The sequence below is a fragment of the Enterobacter sp. SST3 genome (assembly GCF_000286655.1).
GTDB classification, from domain to species: domain Bacteria; phylum Pseudomonadota; class Gammaproteobacteria; order Enterobacterales; family Enterobacteriaceae; genus Enterobacter; species Enterobacter roggenkampii.
On record NZ_ALNS01000034.1, the window covers coordinates 1 to 14,186 of the forward strand.

The 14,186-nt window shown below is 56.4% G+C and carries 18 protein-coding genes; 6 read left to right on the top strand and 12 right to left on the bottom strand.

Annotation, left to right across the window (positions count from 1 at the left end; translation table 11 throughout):
- Positions 1-16 precede the first annotated feature (16 nt).
- Positions 17-403 (bottom strand): winged helix-turn-helix transcriptional regulator, encoded by a 387-nt coding sequence (locus B498_RS03460; RefSeq protein WP_008502885.1) that lies wholly within the window; start codon positions 401-403, stop codon positions 17-19.
- An 84-nt stretch (positions 404-487) separates the two neighbouring features.
- On the opposite strand from B498_RS03460, the gene B498_RS03455 reads away from it, so the two are divergent.
- The 3 genes from B498_RS03455 to B498_RS03445 all read left to right on the top strand — a co-directional run bounded on the left by B498_RS03455 (position 488) and on the right by B498_RS03445 (position 3,283).
- Positions 488-1,336, top strand: a complete 849-nt coding sequence (locus B498_RS03455) for an SDR family oxidoreductase (RefSeq protein WP_008502886.1) — start codon at positions 488-490, stop codon at positions 1,334-1,336.
- 81 nt (positions 1,337-1,417) lie between these two features.
- Positions 1,418-2,242: an AraC family transcriptional regulator gene (locus tag B498_RS03450; protein ID WP_008502887.1), complete on the top strand. Its 825-nt coding sequence runs from the start codon at positions 1,418-1,420 to the stop codon at positions 2,240-2,242.
- A 75-nt stretch (positions 2,243-2,317) separates the two neighbouring features.
- The gene (locus B498_RS03445; RefSeq protein WP_008502888.1) at positions 2,318-3,283 is read left to right on the top strand and encodes a DMT family transporter; all 966 of its coding nucleotides are present in this window, start codon (positions 2,318-2,320) and stop codon (positions 3,281-3,283) included.
- A gap of 87 nt (positions 3,284-3,370) precedes the next feature.
- Here the strand turns inward: B498_RS03445 and B498_RS03440 are convergent, their stop codons facing one another.
- Complete coding sequence (locus B498_RS03440) at positions 3,371-5,020, bottom strand: methyl-accepting chemotaxis protein (protein ID WP_008502889.1); 1,650 nt, start codon at positions 5,018-5,020, stop codon at positions 3,371-3,373.
- Positions 5,021-5,264: 244 nt separating this feature from the next.
- Between B498_RS03440 and ytfE the strand changes: the two genes are divergently transcribed.
- Entirely contained in the window at positions 5,265-5,927 is a 663-nt protein-coding gene (gene ytfE, locus B498_RS03435) for an iron-sulfur cluster repair protein YtfE (RefSeq protein WP_008502890.1), read from the top strand.
- 86 nt (positions 5,928-6,013) lie between these two features.
- Here ytfE and cycA read toward each other — a convergent pair whose 3' ends face one another.
- Both cycA and fklB read right to left on the bottom strand, forming a co-directional pair.
- Positions 6,014-7,423, bottom strand: coding sequence for a D-serine/D-alanine/glycine transporter (gene cycA, locus B498_RS03430; protein ID WP_008502891.1), 1,410 nt, complete (start codon positions 7,421-7,423; stop codon positions 6,014-6,016).
- Positions 7,424-7,735: 312 nt separating this feature from the next.
- Complete coding sequence (gene fklB / locus B498_RS03425; RefSeq protein WP_008502892.1) at positions 7,736-8,356, bottom strand: FKBP-type peptidyl-prolyl cis-trans isomerase; 621 nt, start codon at positions 8,354-8,356, stop codon at positions 7,736-7,738.
- Positions 8,357-8,589: 233 nt separating this feature from the next.
- Here fklB and B498_RS03420 point away from each other — a divergent pair, with 233 nt between their 5' ends.
- On the top strand, positions 8,590-9,234 hold the full coding sequence (locus B498_RS03420; protein WP_008502893.1) for an OapA family protein: 645 nt from the start codon (positions 8,590-8,592) through the stop codon (positions 9,232-9,234).
- 68 nt (positions 9,235-9,302) lie between these two features.
- Here B498_RS03420 and rplI read toward each other — a convergent pair whose 3' ends face one another.
- The 4 genes from rplI to rpsF are packed head-to-tail and all read right to left on the bottom strand — an operon-like array spanning position 9,303 to position 10,742.
- Complete coding sequence (gene rplI, locus B498_RS03415) at positions 9,303-9,752, bottom strand: 50S ribosomal protein L9 (RefSeq protein ID WP_008502894.1); 450 nt, start codon at positions 9,750-9,752, stop codon at positions 9,303-9,305.
- A gap of 41 nt (positions 9,753-9,793) precedes the next feature.
- Positions 9,794-10,021: a 30S ribosomal protein S18 gene (gene rpsR / locus B498_RS03410; protein ID WP_000135199.1), complete on the bottom strand. Its 228-nt coding sequence runs from the start codon at positions 10,019-10,021 to the stop codon at positions 9,794-9,796.
- 4 nt (positions 10,022-10,025) lie between these two features.
- On the bottom strand, positions 10,026-10,340 hold the full coding sequence (gene priB, locus B498_RS03405) for a primosomal replication protein N (protein WP_008502895.1): 315 nt from the start codon (positions 10,338-10,340) through the stop codon (positions 10,026-10,028).
- Positions 10,341-10,346: 6 nt separating this feature from the next.
- Positions 10,347-10,742: a 30S ribosomal protein S6 gene (gene rpsF, locus B498_RS03400; RefSeq protein WP_008502896.1), complete on the bottom strand. Its 396-nt coding sequence runs from the start codon at positions 10,740-10,742 to the stop codon at positions 10,347-10,349.
- Positions 10,743-11,083: 341 nt separating this feature from the next.
- Between rpsF and yjfY the strand changes: the two genes are divergently transcribed.
- On the top strand, positions 11,084-11,359 hold the full coding sequence (gene yjfY / locus B498_RS03395; RefSeq protein ID WP_008502898.1) for a DUF1471 family protein YjfY: 276 nt from the start codon (positions 11,084-11,086) through the stop codon (positions 11,357-11,359).
- Positions 11,360-11,499: 140 nt separating this feature from the next.
- Here yjfY and B498_RS03390 read toward each other — a convergent pair whose 3' ends face one another.
- Genes B498_RS03390 through ulaC form a run of 4 tightly spaced genes read right to left on the bottom strand, consistent with a single transcriptional unit; the run spans position 11,500 to position 14,179 of the window.
- Complete coding sequence (locus B498_RS03390; protein ID WP_008502899.1) at positions 11,500-12,186, bottom strand: L-ribulose-5-phosphate 4-epimerase; 687 nt, start codon at positions 12,184-12,186, stop codon at positions 11,500-11,502.
- Entirely contained in the window at positions 12,179-13,039 is an 861-nt protein-coding gene (locus B498_RS03385; protein ID WP_008502900.1) for an L-ribulose-5-phosphate 3-epimerase, read from the bottom strand. Before B498_RS03385 ends, B498_RS03390 begins: the two co-directional genes overlap by 8 nt.
- A 9-nt stretch (positions 13,040-13,048) precedes the next feature.
- Positions 13,049-13,699, bottom strand: coding sequence for a 3-keto-L-gulonate-6-phosphate decarboxylase UlaD (ulaD, locus tag B498_RS03380; protein WP_008502901.1), 651 nt, complete (start codon positions 13,697-13,699; stop codon positions 13,049-13,051).
- Positions 13,700-13,711: 12 nt separating this feature from the next.
- Positions 13,712-14,179 (bottom strand): PTS ascorbate transporter subunit IIA, encoded by a 468-nt coding sequence (gene ulaC, locus B498_RS03375; protein ID WP_008502902.1) that lies wholly within the window; start codon positions 14,177-14,179, stop codon positions 13,712-13,714.
- Positions 14,180-14,186 lie beyond the last annotated feature (7 nt).

Here is a 14,186-nt window from a genome sequence, read left to right on the forward strand (position 1 = left end):
AGCCGCCACCCGGCTTTTACGCCGCGCGATCGTCCCGATTCGCCATCACCTTCGGCGTATTCACCTCAATCCAGTCCGCCAGCGCGGCGACTTTCTCGCTGACCTCGATCCCCATCGGGGTCAGGCTATACTCTACGTGCGGCGGCACCACCGGATACGACACGCGATCGACAAATCCGTCCTGCTCCAGCGCCTGAAGCGACTGGGACAGCATCTTTTCGCTCACCCCGCCCATTTTACGGCGCAGATCGCTAAAGCGATGCGTTCCCTGGCGCAGCGCCAGCAGAATCAGTACCCCCCAGCGGCTGGTAACGTGTTTGAGCACCTCTCGTGAAGGACACTGTTCCGCGAAGAGATTGCCATCGCGCAATTGTTCGCTGAGCGTCGGTATCGTTGTTTTCATACTTACCTTTTTGTACGTACTTACTAAAAGTTAGCTATGGTGCTAGTGTGCCACAACACCAGACAAACACGAAGGAGATTCATCATGATCGCGATTACCGGCGCCACCGGCCAGCTTGGCCATCTCGTTATCGAACAGCTGTTGAAAACCGTACCGGCTAACCAGATTGTGGCTATCGTACGTAACCCGGCAAAAGCTGAAGCCTTAAGCCAGCAGGGAATTGTGGTGCGTCAGGCGGACTACACGGATGAAGCCGCATTCACCGCCGCGCTGAACGGCGTGGATAAGCTGCTGCTGATCTCGTCCAGCGAAGTCGGCCAGCGCGCGGCCCAGCACCAGAACGTGATTAACGCCGCCAAAGCGGCAGGGGTGAAATTTATCGCCTATACCAGCCTGCTGCATGCGGATACCTCGCCGCTCGGTCTGCACGTTGAACACGTTGCCACTGAAAAAGCGCTGGCGGCGTCAGGCATTCCTTATGCCCTGCTGCGCAACGGCTGGTATACCGAAAACTATCTGGCGAGCGCGCCGCCTGCGCTGGAACACGGCGTGTTTATTGGGGCGGCAGGCGAAGGCAAAATTGCCTCTGCCACCCGCGCAGACTATGCCGCGGCGGCAGCGAAAGTGATTGCTGAAGAGGGCCATGCGGGCAAGGTGTATGAACTGGCGGGCGACCACGGCTGGACGCTGAGCGAACTGGCGGCTGAACTCAGCAAACAGAGCGGAAAGCCGGTCACCTACCAGAATCTCAGCGAAGCGGAGTTTGCTGCCGCGCTGAAGAGCGTCGGCTTGCCTGCCGGTCTGGCCGATATGCTGGCGGACTCCGATATCGGGGCCTCCAAAGGCGGGCTCTTTGACGACAGCCATACGCTGAGCAAACTGATCGGGCGCCCAACCACTACGCTGGCGCAGAGCATCAAAGCCATCCTGTAATGGTTACGGGATGGTTATTTTTTGTGGCATCCCCTCGGGTCATCTTTGATAATGAAAAGATGACCCACGAGGAGGCTCACCGTGCAAGGCGTACCGGAACAGTTTAATGATGAAAGAGACAGCGCGCGCTTTCGCCATCTGGCGCAGCTGCCGGGCCTGGAGCTGTATCACGCGCATATTTCTGACTACGCCTTTGAGCCTCACACCCATGAAGCCTTCGGCATCGGCACGATTGAAACCGGTGCCGAACGCTTTCGCTATCGCGGCAGCCAGCATCTCGCGGCGGAGAAATCCGTCGTTACCATGAACCCGGACGAGATCCACACCGGCGAATCCGCCACCGAGGGCGGCTGGCGCTACCGGATGGTCTATATCGAACCCGACCTGCTGGAAGAGGTGACCGGCCTCCGGCACTGGTGGTTCAGCGACGTGACCCGTCATGACCCGTTGCGCTCACAGCAAATCGGCAGGCTTATTTACGGCTTGTGGCACACGGACGATCCGCTTGCGCAAAAAGGTTTACTGCTGGATCTGATTGAGACCTTCCAGCCGTTTGCCCACCACGCGCCACGGGTTCAGGAAGGCGCGCACCGCTTCGAACGGGTACGCGAGTACCTGCACGACAACTATATGCGCGCTCTGACGCTGGACGAGCTGGCCAGCGTCGTCTCGCTCAGCCCGTATCATTTCCAGCGCCAGTTCAAAGCCCATTTTCACGTGACGCCGCATCAGATGCTGATGGCCATTCGACTCTGGCGCGCCAAAGCGTTTCTCACCCACGGCATGCCCGCCGCAGAGGTTGCCGCCGCAACCGGGCTGACCGATCAGTCACATCTGACCCGCGCGTTTACCCACCGCTACGGCATTACGCCCGTGCGCTACCAGAAGCAGGTTACACGGCGCTAATGCGCAATCTCATACAATACGCGCGCATTCGCCCCTCCTACACTGACTACAGCGTAAATACCTGTGGATGGAAAAATGATTAGTGGAGTGTTGTATGCCCTGCTGGCCGGGATGATGTGGGGACTGATTTTTGTCGGCCCGCTGATCGTGCCCGAGTATCCGGCAATATTACAGTCGACCGGACGTTATCTGGCGCTGGGGCTGATTGCCCTGCCCCTGGCGTGGCTGGGACGCGCGCGCTTGCGCCAGCTCAGCCGTCAGGACTGGGGAACCGCGCTGGCGCTGACCATGATGGGCAATCTTATCTATTACGTTTGCCTCGCGAGTGCCATTCAGCGTACCGGTGCGCCGGTATCGACCATGATTATCGGCACGCTGCCGGTCGTCATCCCCGTCTTTGCTAACCTGCTCTACAGCCACCGCGATGGCAAACTGGCGTGGTCAAAAATGGCCCCGGCGCTGGTATGCACCGCCCTGGGGCTGATATGCGTCAATATTGCCGAGCTGCGTCATGGGCAGGTGGACGTTGACCTGTGGCGGTACGGTTCTGGCATTCTGCTGGCGTTCATTTCCGTGGCGTGCTGGGCATGGTATGCCCTGCGCAATGCGCGCTGGCTGCGTGAGAACCCGGACAAGCACCCGATGATGTGGGCGACGGCGCAGGCGCTGGTCACGCTGCCCGTATCCGTCGTGGGATATTTCGGCGCATGCCTCTGGCTGGGCCATCAGCAGCCGGACTTCGTCCAGCCCTTCGGGCCAAGACCGTGGGTGTTCATTGGCCTGATGGTTGCGATCGCGGTGCTGTGCTCATGGGTGGGCGCGCTGTGCTGGAACATTGCCAGCCAGAAGCTGCCGACGGTGATCTTAGGGCCGCTGATTGTCTTCGAAACCCTGGCCGGACTGCTTTATACCTTCCTGATGCGCCAGAGCGTGCCGCCGCTGTTCACGGCCTGCGGGATCGTGCTGCTGGTTGTGGGGGTAGTGATGGCGGTGAGAGCGAAGCCGGAAAAACCGAGGGTTGTTCCGGCATCGGAGGTGTGATATTTGCCGGGTGGCGGCTCCGCCTTACCCGGCCTACAAGGAGCCGTTTCGTAGGCCGGGTAAGCGCCAGCGCCACCCGGCATGATGTTAAAACGTTTCCCAGTTTGCTTCAGACGCCGCCGCGACAGGCTGCGCTTTTGGCACATAGGTTTTTACCGGCGCCGCTTTGACCGCCTGGTTGCGGGTAATTTTGAACACCGCCACCGCTTCGTTCAGGCGTGCAGCTTGATCTTCCAGCGCCGCCGCCGCGGCCGCAGACTCCTCCACCAGTGAGGCGTTCTGCTGGGTCACGCGGTCCATCTCGGCTACCGCCTGGCCCACCTGGTCGATACCGCGGCTCTGCTCGTCAGAGGCCGAAGCAATTTCGCCCATAATGTCGGTGACGCGAGTAACCGCATTGACGATCTCAGCCATCGTGGCCCCGGCTTCGTTAACCAGCTGCGAGCCCGCGCTCACGCGTTCGCCGGAGTCATCGATCAACGCTTTGATCTCTTTCGCCGCCTGAGCGCTGCGCTGGGCAAGGGTACGCACTTCCCCTGCCACCACCGCAAAACCACGGCCCTGCTCGCCTGCACGGGCCGCTTCCACCGCCGCGTTCAGCGCCAGAATATTCGTCTGGAAGGCAATCCCGTCGATCACGTTGGTAATTTGCGCGATTTTGCTGGAACTGGTGGCGATTTCGTCCATCGTCCGCACGACGCCTTCCACCACGTTACCGCCCTTCTTCGCCGTGGAGGAGGCATCCAGCGCCAGACGGGAAGCCTGACGCGCGTTATCGGCGTTCTGCTTCACGGTCGCCGTCAGCTGTTCCATGCTGGCTGCCGTCTCTTCCAGAGACGCGGCCTGCTGCTCGGTACGGGAAGAGAGGTCGTTACTGCCAGCGGAGATTTCGCCTGCACCGGTGTAAATGGTATCTGCGCCTTCACGCACCACGCCCACGGTGTTCGCCAGCGAAGTTTGCATCTCCTGCACGTTACGCGCCAGGATGGCCATTTCATTTTTACCGTCGGCCTGAATCGGCTGGGTGAGATCGCCTGCCGCAATGGCGCGAATATGGTTGATCACCTCTTCCAGCGGCAGCAGCAGCACGCGGCGCATCGCAATCCAGCTGGAGATAATCACCACAATCACCAGCAGCATGACCGCAGAGAGGATCCACAGGATGCGCTTGTAATCACTTTCGTTATCCTGAATGCCTTTATCCGTGAGCGCGGCCTGCGCTTCACGCCATTCACGATAAACCGTCTGCATCGCATTCTGTTTTTGTTCAGCATTCTGCTTGAACATATCTTCCAGATTGCCCTGGCTCAGCAGAACATTCATTTGCGTCAGCGTTGCAGAGTAAATGCGGTACTGCTCCTCGAGTTGGTTGGTCAGGTTCTCATCCAGGCCTGGCGTATTCGGCAAGGCATAGTATTTATCGTAATGAACCTGGGCTTCAGTCAGCAGATTTTTCGCCGTGGTCACCAGCTCATTCAGCTGACCGCCGTTAATTTGCGAAGCCATGCTGCTTTGCAGGCGCAGCATCCCGCGGTTCAGGGTGACGCGCGCCTGGTTCAGACTGATCCACGCATCGGTAAACTCCGCCACGTTCTTGCTGGAGAGCTGCGACACGGTAAAGTTGTCTTTATCGTTATTCAGGGCGTTGATAAAGATACCGGCGGAAATCACTTGCATGATGCCGAGCACAAGCAGCACCGAAATCAGAAGGGTAATGACTTTTATACGTTTAAACATGCGTTGCCTTTGTTATATGCAGGTTTGTCTGACGTGGATATATCGGCAGGTGCAGCGGGTTGTTTACTGTTTCTCCACCTTTAAAAAGTTTCGAAACCACTTTCCTGAACCCATTCAGAGGGTTAAATCGGATATTTTTTTGTGATCTGCATCTCACTTTTACCCGTTCCTCTAAAGGGTTATAGCGTCGCTTAAAAGATGTATTTAATATGCACTTTATATTATTGATGATGAGGTAACTGCTATGGCCTTTCGCGACCAACCCCTGGGCGAGCTGGCGCTCTCCATCCCTCGCGCTTCTGCGCTGTTTCGCAAATACGATATGGACTACTGCTGCGGCGGTAAGCAAACCCTGGCACGGGCGGCCCTACGCAAAGAGCTGAACGTTGAGGTGATTGAAGCCGAGCTGGCGAAGCTGGCCGAGCAGCCCGTCGACAAAGACTGGCGAACCGCTCCGCTCGCGGAAATCATCGACCACATCATCGTGCGTTACCATGACCGTCACCGTGAACAGCTGCCGGAGTTGATCCTGCAGGCGACCAAAGTCGAGCGCGTGCATGCCGACAAACCTTCCGTACCGCGCGGTCTGGCGAAATACCTGACCCTGCTGCACGAAGAGCTTTCCAGCCACATGATGAAAGAAGAGCAGATCCTCTTCCCGATGATTAAACAGGGAATGGGAAGTCAGGCGATGGGGCCCATCAGCGTGATGGAAAGCGAGCATGATGACGCGGGCGAACTGCTGGAAGTGATCAAACACACCACCCACAACGTCACGCCGCCGCCAGAAGCGTGCACAACGTGGAAAGCGATGTACAACGGCATTAACGAGATGATTGACGACCTGATGGAACACATCAGCCTTGAGAACAACGTTCTGTTCCCGCGGGCATTAGCGGGGGAATAAAATAGCCCGGTGGCGCTAGCGCTTACCGGGCCTGCAACGTCCTCGAACGTAGGCCGGGTAAGCGTCAGCGCCACCCGGCAACATGCTTAACGCATGCCAGCCATCCGTTTCTTACCGATAAACATCCAGCCCAGCCCCAGCGCGATAAACCACAGCGGCGTGACGATCAGCGCCTGACGGGTATCATCTTCCAGCGTCAGCAGAACCAGCACGAAGACGAAGAACGCCATGCACACCCAGCACATCAGCTTGCCCAGCGGCATCTTGTAGATCGATTTTTCATGCAGGTGTGGGCGCTGTTTGCGGTACACCAGATAGGAACAGAGGATGATGGTCCAGACGAACATAAACAGGATCGCTGAGACCGTGGTAATCATGGTGAACGCGCCAATCACGCTTGGGTTTACGTAGAGCATCACCACGCCGCCCAGCAGGCACATGCAGGAGAAGGTCAGCCCTTTCGCAGGTACCGCACGCTTAGACAGCTTGGCGAACGCGCTCGGCGCCACGCCTTCCTGCGCCAGACCAAACAGCATACGGCTGGTTGAGAACACGCCGCTGTTCGCGGAAGACGCCGCTGAGGTCAGCACCACGAAGTTAATCAGGCTCGCCGCCGCAGGCAGCCCCACCAGCACGAACAGCTCAACGAACGGGCTCTTGCTTGGCACCACCGAGCTCCACGGCGTCACGGACATAATGATGATCAGCGCGAAGACGTAGAACATGATGATACGCACCGGAATGGAGTTGATGGCGCGCGGGAGAGACTTCTCCGGATCTTTGGTTTCCGCAGCGGTCGTTCCGACAAGCTCAATCCCTACAAACGCGAACACCGCAATCTGGAAGCCAGCAAAGAAGCCGCTAATGCCTTTCGGGAACCAGCCTCCATCATTCCACAGATGGGTAAACGACGCCTGAACGCCGGTTGGTGACTGGAAGTGGGTGAGCACCATCACCAGGCCCACCACGATGAGCCCAACGATGGCCACGATTTTGATCATCGCGAACCAGAACTCCATCTCACCGAACATTTTAACGGTGGCGAGGTTCAGGCTCAGCAGCAGAACAATAACCGCCAGCGAGGCCACCCAGTCCGACAGCCCGGGGAACCAGAACTGCGCATAGGCGGTTATCGCCACGACGTCCGCCATACCGGTCACGACCCAGCAGAACCAGTAGGTCCAGCCGGTGAAATAGCCCGCCCATGGCCCGAGCAGGTCTGAAGCGAAGTCGCTGAAGGATTTGTATTCGAGGTTCGAGAGCAGCAGTTCACCCATTGCACGCATCACGAAGAACAGCATAAAACCGATAATCATATAAACGAATATGATTGACGGTCCGGCGAGACTGATGGTTTTGCCTGACCCCATAAACAGCCCGGTACCGATGGCACCCCCAATAGCAATGAGCTGAATATGACGGTTTGTGAGATTGCGCCGTAGCGACTGTTCAGACGACGCCTCTTCGTCGGCGACGACTTTGACCTGATCTACCATGTGATATTTTCCTGTTTATGCCTGTCTGTGTTGTTAAGGCTCTTCTGGCCTTTAAATACGTCAAAAAAATGACGTTCCCTTGTTAGGGCTAATCGATATTAGGTAAGAATCGGCGGGATGAATACTATGATTTAGATATTATGTTAATAATATGTTGAAAGTGAGTGTCATATCACTCATGCAGCGCGAAACAGCTCACAAAAATACACGCAACAGTTTCGTTTGCAAGATAAAATATTGATTCCGACTTAACTATAGGTTTTCACGCTATTTTCCCCTCCCCAAGCGGGGAGAGGAAATAAGAAAAGTCGATTACAGAATTTCCAGCAGCTCGACTTCAAAGACCAGAGTGCTGAATGGCGGGATGGACGCGCCAGCGCCGCGCTCGCCGTAAGCCAGGTTATGCGGGATAGTCAGTTCCCATTTGGAACCCACTGGCATCAGGGTCAGCGCTTCGATCCAGCCCGCGATAACGCCATTCACCGGGAACTCAGCCGGTTCGCCGCGCGCGACGGAGCTGTCGAAGACGGTACCGTCGATCAGCTTACCGGTGTAGTGTACGCGAACGTGGTCGGTACGCGCCGGGATTGCGCCATCGCCCTGATTGATCACGCGGAACTGCAGACCAGACTCGGTGCTGTTCACGCCTTCACGCTCACGGTTCTCTTCCAGATATTTCACACCTTCGGCGGCCATCTCTTCAAAGCGCGCGCGACGCACGGCGTCAGCACGCTCGTGGATTTCACGCAGCGCACGGTGCACAACGTCAACCGGAACGGCAGGCTGTTTACCTTCCAGCGCGTCAGCGATACCCGCCACCAGCGCTTCAGGTAACAGACCTTCCAGGCCGGATTCGCTCAGCTGCTGTCCTACCTGCAAGCCGATACCGTAACTTGCCTGCGCTTCGATAGTGTCAAAAGTCGGGGTGGTCATGGGTTTTCCTTCCATCACATTTAAAGTAGCGGGCAGCATATCAGCCATGCCCTTATGGGTAAAACTTTGTCTGAAGTTAAGGTGACAAACCGCGACGAAACAGAAACAATAGAGAGAACCAGGATTAATCCCGAACTGATGTCACGGATGTCGGGTTTACTACGCCGTTCAGGCAGTTAGCAAACTATACTTCGGGGCACAGGATAAAAAATACGCGGAGCAGGAGGAGTGCCATGCCCGGGCGATTTGAACTGAAACCTACCCTGGCGAAAATCTGGCAGGCGCCGGACAATTTTCGCATCATGGATCCGCTACCTCCTCTGCATCGCAGAGGGATCATCATTGGTGCGCTGATGGTGATTGTGGGCTTCCTGCTTCCTTCCGGTGGCGATGATGTTGATACTGCCCCCGTTACCCGCAATGCTCAGCTGGACCTTCAGTCGCAAACGCGACCGCAGCCTGACGCACAGCCGATGCAGACGCAGCTCGTTACCCCGTCTAACGATCCGGGTCAGGTCGCGCCGGTTGAGCCAGAGCCGATTCAGGACGAACAGCCACAGGAACAGGCCGCCGCCCCGTCTCAGCCTCAGACCCAACAGCCCACCGGCATTGAGCAACAGTGGCGTTCCTATCGCGTAGAGCCGGGGAAAACGCTGGCGCAGCTGTTCCGTGACCACAACCTGCCGCCGACAGACGTGTATGCCATGGCGAAGGTGGAAGGCGCGGGTAAACCGCTCAGTAACCTGCAGAATGGCCAGATGGTGCAAATTCGCCAGAATGCCAGCGGGGTGGTGACAGGGTTAACGATTGATACCGGAAATGGACAACAGGTGCTGTTTACCCGCCAGACAGACGGCAGCTTTATCAGGGTACGTTAAGGGCGGGGTTCTGTAAAAAGCAAAACGCCGGCACAAGGCCGGCGTTTCAACGTGAGCAGAGTAAAAAATTACTCAGCTACAACGTTAACAACCAGTTTAGCGAACACTTCGCTGTGAACCTGGAAGTCAACTTCGTGCTCACCAGTGGTACGCAGAACGCCGTTCGGCAGACGAACTTCGCTCTTAGCCACTTTAACGCCTGCTGCAGAAACTGCATCAGCGATATCGCGGGTACCGATGGAACCGAACAGTTTACCTTCGTCGCCAGCTTTGGACGCGATGGTAACGGTGCCCAGTGCGTTGATTGCTTCAGCGCGAGCGTTAGCAGCCGCCAGAACGTCAGCCAGTTTGGCTTCCAGTTCAGCGCGACGTGCTTCGAAAAACTCTACGTTTTTCTTGGTAGCTGGAACAGCTTTACCCTGTGGAACCAGGAAGTTACGAGCGTAACCCGCTTTAACGTTTACCTGATCACCCAGGCTGCCCAGGTTTGCTACTTTATCAAGCAGAATAACTTGCATTACCTTATCCTCTTAAAGTCGTATTAATGGACCGTGCCCGATTACTGATGACGATCAGTGTACGGCAGCAGGGACAGGTAGCGAGCGCGTTTGATAGCGCGAGCCAGCTGACGCTGATATTTTGCACGAGTACCGGTGATACGGCTTGGGACAATCTTACCGCTTTCGGTGATGTAGTTTTTCAGCGTTGCGATATCTTTATAGTCGATCTCTTGAACGCCTTCCGCGGTGAAACGGCAGAACTTGCGACGACGGAAATAACGTGCCATATGGCTAGTCTCCAGAATCTATCAAATCAATCTGCTCGGCATGCAGAACCATTTTGCTCAGACCGTTCTTTGCCTTGTGGCAAGAGATGAACCCCTGAACGATTACTGCACTACCGACCGTTAAACTGTGAGTAATGGCCTGGTTTTCGTGTCCGCTAATAATAACGGGCATTTGGCACCACGCCTGCCGGTGAAACCCGGCTTCCTCTTGCACAGAACGATGCTCAAGCACGAACTGGCAATGCGGAATTCCTGATGGACTGACCTTTCGAAGGGGAGCCCTGCATACGATGCCGGACAACGCCAGACGGTTGGTCATCAGAAATTACTCTTCAGAATCCCCAGCATCAGAATCATCTGCGGTTTCGTTTGCGAAATCATCGCGACGCTCACGGCGCTCGTCTTTCGCTTTAACCATCGGAGATGCTTCGGTCACTGCGTTTTTGGTACGCATAACCATGCTGCGGATAACGGCATCGTTGAAGCGGAAGTTAGTTTCCAGCTCATCGATCACTTCCTGCGGCGCTTCAACGTTCATCAGAACGTAGTGTGCTTTGTGCAGTTTGTTGATCGGATAAGCCAGCTGACGGCGGCCCCAGTCTTCCAGACGGTGGATCGTGCCCGCTGCTGCAGTGATTGCACCAGTGTAGCGCTCGATCATACCCGGAACCTGTTCGCTCTGGTCAGGATGGACCATAAAAACGATTTCGTAATGACGCATCGAATTGCTCCTTACGGATTATTCAGCCTCCTGTCTGGGTCAGCCGAGGCCCGGGGAGGCAAGGAACGTGTTAAAGGTCGGCTGAAAAATTGACGCGTCATAATACTTGCGCGCCCCTGGAAACTCAAGCTGATTGCACAAATAATTCGCACAAAGCGCGAAGCGGGTCTAAGTGGGTGATTTAAAATTACTCACATCCGTAAGCGGTGTTTTTTTGAACAACTGCATCAGAAATGGTCACGCATCCCCGCCGGATGAGTGATTACACTTTAATCAGAGATAACCGAAACAGAAGAAGGAGCATCCCCCCTCTCACAGCACGCAGTCGTGGAGCGCATATCATGAAAAAAATCGCATTAGCCATAATGGCGGCGCTTTTGCTCAGTGCAAACGCGATGGCAGCCATCAAGATAGACAGCCGACAGGCCAGAAACATGGATGATGTGCACAGCTTAGGCGTAATCTATATTAATCATAATTTCGCCACCGAAAGCGAAGCAGATCAGGCACTAAATGAAGAGACCGACGCCCAGGGCGCAACTTATTACCACGTGATGTTAATCCGTGAGCCCGGCAGCAACGGCAATATGCACGCCAGTGCAGATATTTACCGATAACGCCTTAACGCTAGCACCAGGAAAGCCAACAACGAGAACATAGCCATAGTTGACGTTGCCCCCTGCCCGGGGGCTTTTTTTGTGAATGGCTCCGGAATACCACCGGTTACAACTGTTTTTCGGTATTCCAGAGCACTTATTCACTTCTGCCCGTAATAGGCATTCGGGCCATGCTTGCGCATGAAATGCTTGTTCATCAGGTAATCATCAATGCCCTGAAGCCGTGGGTTAATGCCGCGGGCAATCCACGCCATACGTGCCACTTCCTCCATGACGACCGCATTATGGACGGCGTCGTGGGCATCTTTTCCCCAGGCGAACGGGCCGTGCTGATACACCACAATCCCCGGCGTATGCAGCGGCTCGCATTCTCCCAGCGTGTCGATAATCACCTTTCCGGTATTGAGCTCGTACTCTCCTTCCACTTCATCCTGCGTTAATGCGCGCGTGCAGGGGATGTCACCAAAAAAGTAGTCCGCATGTGTCGTGCCCAGCGCCGGAATCGCCAGCCCCGCCTGTGCCCAGGCGGTCGCGTGCGTGGAGTGAGTATGCACCACACCGCCAAGGGACGGATAACGCCGATACAGCGCCAGATGGGTCGCCGTGTCCGAAGAAGGACGCCATTTACCGTCAACAACGTTTCCTTCAAGATCGACCACCACCATATCGTCAGCTTTCATGGTGTCATACGCCACACCGCTCGGCTTAATCACGATCAGCCCCTGCTCGCGATCGATAGCGCTGACGTTACCCCAGGTGAAGGTGACCAGGCCATAGCGGGGCAGATCCATGTTGGCTTCAAAGACCTGCTGTTTAAGCTTAAGCATGTTCAGCCTCCAGTAATCCCGCGCGCGCCATACGCTCGCGCACCCAGTCCCGCGCCTTTGCTACTTCCGCAGCAGGGTTGTCCGACGTTTCGCTCCACATCTCAATCAGGTAAGGCCCGCAATAGCCTGTCTGCTTGAGCGTCTCGAAGCACCGTTCGAAATCCACCACCCCGGTGCCGAACGGTACGTTTTTAAACACGCCAGGACGGGTATCTTTGACGTGCACCGCCACGATATGCCCTATGCCTGCCTGCAGCTCCATCTGCACGTCGTTATCCCATGCCGACAGGTTGCCGATATCGGGATAAAGCTGGAACCACGGGTTGTTCAGATAGTGCGCGTAGCCCAGCGCCTTACTGATGGAGTTCATCAGCGGGTAATCCATGATCTCCATTGCCAGCGTGACCTGCGCACGGCTGGCCATCTCAACGCTCTCTTTCAGACCATCACGGAAACGACGGCGCGTTTCATCGTTGGCTTCCTGATAGTAAACGTCATAACCCGCCAGCTGGATCACGCGGATACCCACGTCCTGCGCAAAGCGGATGGCTTTACGCATGATCTCCAGCCCCTGCGCGCGCACGGCATCATCTTCGCTGCCGAGCGGAAAACGACGATGAGCGCTCAGGCACATGGACGGCACGCGCACGCCCGTTTCCGCGATGGCGCTTACCAGTGCCAGGCGCTGTTCGCGGCTCCAGTCGAGGCGAGCAAGACGCTCGTCCGTCTCATCCACCGACATTTCGACAAAATCGAAGCCCAGCTGCTTCGCCAGCTGTAACCGCTCCAGCCAGCACTCCCCCGCGGGGAGTGCCTTTTCATAGATGCCGAGCGGGACCTGTTTTGACAACATACCCGCCCCTTAGCCCCAAAGCTGAGCGATTGAGCGTTTGAACTGACGCGCGGCTTCCACCGGGGACGCCGCATCACGAATGCTGCGACCGGCAATAAAGACGTGAATCGGAATGCCCTTGAACAGCGGCAGATCTTCCAGCGCCAGACCGCCAGTGACGGTCACTTTGAAACCCATATCGGCCAGACGTTTGATGGCGCTGATATCCGCCTCGCCCCACGCCACACCTGCGGCCTGCGCATCACGGCTGCGGTGATATACCACCTGCTGAATGCCCGCGTCGCGCCACTCCTGGGCCTGCTCCCAGGTCCAGAAGCCGGTCAGCTCAATCTGCACGTCGCCGTTAAACTCTTTTGCCACGTCCAGCGCGCCTTTGGCGGTGTTGATATCCGCACAGCAGATCACGGTGACCCAGTCGGCGTTGGCTTCGAAGCACATGCGGGAGAGGATTTTGCCTGCGTCGGCGATTTTGGCATCCGCCAGCACGATTTTATGCGGATAGAGCGCTTTCAGGTCACGAACCGCACGAACGCCTTCGCCCACGCACAGAATGGTGCCCACTTCAATGATGTCCACTTCTTCCGCAATCAGGCGGGTGGTTTCGTAAGCGTGAGACAGCGTTTGGTTATCCAGCGCAACTTGCAACATGGGTAATGACATATTCAATTCCTCTTAAACGGCCGCCGCAGTGGCGTTATCAATTAAATCCAGCACGTCCTGCGCGGTGCGGCAGGCGCGTAAACGGTCAAAATTGGCTTCGTCATCAAACAGATTGACGATCTGCATGATGCCCACCTCCTGGTGGGTATTGGCATCGACAGCCGCCATAGTGATAAGGATGTCGACCGGGTCGTTATCTTCGTGGTTAAACACCAGCGGCGTTTTCAGCGTCACCAGCGCGAAGCCGGTTTTCTTGACGCCCTCTTCCGGGCGGCCATGCGGCATCGCCAGGCCTGGCGCAATCACAAAGTAAGGGCCATGCTGCGCTACGCCATCCAGAATCGCCTGGTAGTAACGAGGCTCGACAACGTCAGCCTTAACCAGCAGATCCACACTCAGCTTCACCGCTTCCTGCCAGGTACTGGCTTCGGCCCGTAAAAGGATGGAGTTATTCTCTGCCAGCGAATCACGTAGTTTCATATGGCGT

Excerpts from the sequence above, each read along its gene's own strand:
- B498_RS03460 (WP_008502885.1), bottom strand. The coding sequence starts at position 403 with ATGAAAACAACGATACCGACGCTCAGCGAACAATTGCGCGATGGCAAT.
- B498_RS03455 (WP_008502886.1), top strand. The coding sequence starts at position 488 with ATGATCGCGATTACCGGCGCCACCGGCCAGCTTGGCCATCTCGTTATC.
- B498_RS03445 (WP_008502888.1), top strand. The coding sequence starts at position 2,318 with ATGATTAGTGGAGTGTTGTATGCCCTGCTGGCCGGGATGATGTGGGGA.
- B498_RS03440 (WP_008502889.1), bottom strand. The coding sequence starts at position 5,020 with ATGTTTAAACGTATAAAAGTCATTACCCTTCTGATTTCGGTGCTGCTT.
- ytfE (WP_008502890.1), top strand. The coding sequence starts at position 5,265 with ATGGCCTTTCGCGACCAACCCCTGGGCGAGCTGGCGCTCTCCATCCCT.
- cycA (WP_008502891.1), bottom strand. The coding sequence starts at position 7,423 with ATGGTAGATCAGGTCAAAGTCGTCGCCGACGAAGAGGCGTCGTCTGAA.
- fklB (WP_008502892.1), bottom strand. The coding sequence starts at position 8,356 with ATGACCACCCCGACTTTTGACACTATCGAAGCGCAGGCAAGTTACGGT.
- B498_RS03420 (WP_008502893.1), top strand. The coding sequence starts at position 8,590 with ATGCCCGGGCGATTTGAACTGAAACCTACCCTGGCGAAAATCTGGCAG.
- rplI (WP_008502894.1), bottom strand. The coding sequence starts at position 9,752 with ATGCAAGTTATTCTGCTTGATAAAGTAGCAAACCTGGGCAGCCTGGGT.
- rpsR (WP_000135199.1), bottom strand. The coding sequence starts at position 10,021 with ATGGCACGTTATTTCCGTCGTCGCAAGTTCTGCCGTTTCACCGCGGAA.
- priB (WP_008502895.1), bottom strand. The coding sequence starts at position 10,340 with ATGACCAACCGTCTGGCGTTGTCCGGCATCGTATGCAGGGCTCCCCTT.
- rpsF (WP_008502896.1), bottom strand. The coding sequence starts at position 10,742 with ATGCGTCATTACGAAATCGTTTTTATGGTCCATCCTGACCAGAGCGAA.
- yjfY (WP_008502898.1), top strand. The coding sequence starts at position 11,084 with ATGAAAAAAATCGCATTAGCCATAATGGCGGCGCTTTTGCTCAGTGCA.
- B498_RS03390 (WP_008502899.1), bottom strand. The coding sequence starts at position 12,186 with ATGCTTAAGCTTAAACAGCAGGTCTTTGAAGCCAACATGGATCTGCCC.
- B498_RS03385 (WP_008502900.1), bottom strand. The coding sequence starts at position 13,039 with ATGTTGTCAAAACAGGTCCCGCTCGGCATCTATGAAAAGGCACTCCCC.
- ulaD (WP_008502901.1), bottom strand. The coding sequence starts at position 13,699 with ATGTCATTACCCATGTTGCAAGTTGCGCTGGATAACCAAACGCTGTCT.
- ulaC (WP_008502902.1), bottom strand. The coding sequence starts at position 14,179 with ATGAAACTACGTGATTCGCTGGCAGAGAATAACTCCATCCTTTTACGG.